We start from the raw sequence: 3,188 nt of genomic DNA, 5'->3' as shown, positions 1-3,188 counted from the left end.
TATTTAGAAAATCAGAGGGTAACTTGTCTGTACCAAGAAAGATGAACCAAGCCGCATGGAATAAAGATTACAGGGAAAAAGTTCTTTTTACATCAGATTAACAAAGTATATTCGCGCCCTTGTACCAAGAAAGATGAACCAAGCCGCATGGAATAAAGATTACAGGGAAAAAGTTCTTTTTACATCAGATTAACAAAGTATATTCGCGCCCTTATCGAACGAGAGTTTTACTATTAATCAACAGGTTGGAGTTTCGACCAAAAAAATTACAAAAAAATTACAAAAAAAACTACACTTTTTTACATTATGGGCTACTGTTAAATTCTCACCTGAATTCGGGAGGCATTAATAAAGTGAACAATGAATAGGGTAAACATAGTTAAAAATATATCTATAAAGGAATGAATATGGAACAAGAAACTTATAAAAAGTCTGCAGTTTTTTTAGCTATTTCGCTTTCATTAACATTAACTGCTTGTGATAGTGACAGCGATACTGATATAGCCTCACCCCGTACATTAACTTTAAAAATTGATACTCCTTCTGAAGAAACTGAACTTGAAGGTTACGAAATTACATCTTCAAGTAGTTCACGTGCTCTTTCAGAGGAATATGATTATTCATATGCTATAACAAATTATGGTTATATTCATGTATTAAGAGAAGATGGTTATAACATTACCATTACAGATGATAATGGTGAAGTTACTTACAGTGATGAAAATATTTCTGATGGTGGTAATTTTCTATTTAGCGTAACAGGTGAAGCTACCGTATCAATTACCCATCCAGATTTAGTTAATCTAGCTGAAAAAGAAAGTCCAATTACAACACCTTATTATACTGTTTCTACAGAAGAGCCTGTTAGCATACCGGCAGATGCTGATACGGTCAGCATTACGCTGCACAATACACAATATTCATTAGTAACCATGCAATCTGAAGATGTTGTAGCTGGCACATCTGCGGTTAACGGTAGAGCTGCAAATCTTGTTTCTCCTGAGACAGCGGCCAGTGATTTTCTTTATAGCTATCAATATGTTACACAAGGTATTTCAGAAGCTTCAGCCACAGATTCTCAAACAGGGGAAATCGTTGCCGTTGAAGGGGAAACCGGTGTAAATCGTCAATATGCATTAACTTATTCGTATACTACGCCTACTGATAATAATACGGGCAGTGGCGGTATTATTATTGAAGACGAATGGGAAGATGAAATAGAGATAGAGGTTAATGGTGGCGGAGGGGTTATCGCTTACGATAATATTTTAGGCGCGACTGACTTATGGACTAATGTAAATACTAATGCCGTCTCAGGTAAGGCTGATGGCCAACATATTTGGATATATGAAGACGATGTTGGCGATGGTTCTGCAAAAGTAAAAAATAGTAATTTTGCTTTTGAGGTTACTTTTCCTGACCAGGCTTATGTTAAATTATATTTACGTGGTGAAACAACTACAGATAAAGTGACCGTTACAATTTTAAATGATGGTAGCGTTAGAGTTGATGGTACTGAAGATCAGTATGATACTTATACAGACTTTAAAAATAGCGATTATGGTGAGTATAACATTCGTAATGACTATAGAGATACTTACCAAAAAGGCACAGAGCTTACCTCTGTCGTTGGTAACTTTTTCTTAAGACTTGGTGATAGTACTTATGAAGGATTCGATGAATTCGAATTAACACAATGGAATATACAAGGTTTTATTTCTCCAGGCCCAACCCCGGTTATTAATGTTGATCAAATTGTTGGTTCTGAATTAACGCAAGTAAATGGTGATGGCTCAATTACAGGTATAACCGCTGAATCTCATGCAACGCGAATTTACATTCCTGTTGATGGTAACAAAGTACTTGCAGGCTATGATTTTGACGCTGAAGTTGAATATACACCTGCCGACGAAAAGCCAGCTAGCTATGGTTATATAAATATCTATTTAGAGAAAGAAGCTGAAGATGATGTTCGTTTAGATTATTATCCTGGTACTAATGAATATCGAGTTGAAGGTCAAGGCTCTTCATTGAATTGGGCAGACGTAAATAACACTTATGGCGATTGGACTGTACGTGAATTCACTGATTCTGCTAGTCCTGCTGCTGGGGGCACAATACGCGGTAATTTTATTTGGCGAAGTGCACAGAGTTCTACTGTTGGTAATCGCGATGTATTTACAGTGAAAGCATATAACGTTGTTTATTCTGAACCTGAACCTGATTCTGAACCTGATGTTATTCCAGTTATTGATCCAGATAATATTACCGGTGCTGAAAATCTAGTTATCAATCAAGATGGTTCAGTAACTGGTGATATTTCTAGAAACCTAGCAACGGCATATTGTGATGTAAGCGGTGATTTACCACTAAATGACTATACAATGACCATAGATGTCACTCCTACACATACTTATGATGGTAATCTTGGTTATGCCACAGGTTATACGAATGTTTATTTAAAGGGCTCTTATACTAATGGGGAGACAGTTTATGAAAATACAACTTACCGTATTAATATAGAAAGAGATGGAAATGGTACTGAGAGTTATGCCATATATTATGATATAAATACTCTTGGTAGTAGTTGGGAGTATTTTTCGGGAGCCTCTAGTTGGAATGATATACTTACTGATCATGGAGAGAAAATCGTTATTAATTGGGACGAATCAGGTATGAAAGGTAATTTCTTAACTCGATTCAAAAAGACAGACTCCAATTTCACAATTAACGCACATACTTGTAGCACAGCCCCTTAATAATACATTGCTCATTAAATTAATAAAAAGCCTATTTAATTTTAAATAGGCTTTTTTTTTTATACTCTAATTGTAAGCGTACGGTGATCGACACCTAGCTTTTAAAATCCAAGGCAGTAAAGTGTCGATATTAGGATTTGGCAAGCATAATTCGCAAGGCACCGCATGACGTAATCAAATGGGATAAGACCATTTGCTTTGGCGGTTTCTAGCACTCAGCTAGGTGAATTTCTATACTTGTAGTCTTTTATCTCCATGGCGGTTTATGTGAGTATTCCATGTAAATTTAGTCTATTTACATCCATATATACCCGTGATCAATGAAGGTGCTTGATTTTCGATAAAATCAGGATCATGCTAAGACCCATGAAAATTACACTGACTCCTCAACAAAAGCTGCAACTCGAGCAGATGCACGATTCTACTCGT

1 protein-coding gene and 1 pseudogene are annotated in these 3,188 nt (G+C 36.2%); one reads left to right on the top strand and one right to left on the bottom strand.

Features of this window, described 5'->3' with window-relative positions:
• Positions 1 to 407 precede the first annotated feature (407 nt).
• On the top strand, positions 408 to 2,759 hold the full coding sequence (locus H5300_RS26150; RefSeq protein ID WP_182797304.1) for a hypothetical protein: 2,352 nt from the start codon (positions 408 to 410) through the stop codon (positions 2,757 to 2,759).
• A gap of 66 nt (positions 2,760 to 2,825) precedes the next feature.
• Here the strand turns inward: H5300_RS26150 and H5300_RS28190 are convergent.
• Positions 2,826 to 2,974 (bottom strand): annotated as a pseudogene (locus H5300_RS28190) (transposase domain-containing protein); the annotation flags it as partial.
• Between the last annotated feature and the right edge of the window lie 214 nt (positions 2,975 to 3,188).

The organism is Vibrio sp. SG41-7, from assembly GCF_014164465.1.
In the GTDB taxonomy this organism is placed as follows: Bacteria; Pseudomonadota; Gammaproteobacteria; order Enterobacterales; family Vibrionaceae; genus Vibrio; species Vibrio splendidus.
The sequence above is the reverse complement of the archived record's forward strand: the minus strand, read 5'-3'. Positions and strand labels throughout refer to the sequence as shown.

Excerpts from the sequence above, each read along its gene's own strand:
- H5300_RS26150 (WP_182797304.1), top strand. The coding sequence starts at position 408 with ATGGAACAAGAAACTTATAAAAAGTCTGCAGTTTTTTTAGCTATTTCG.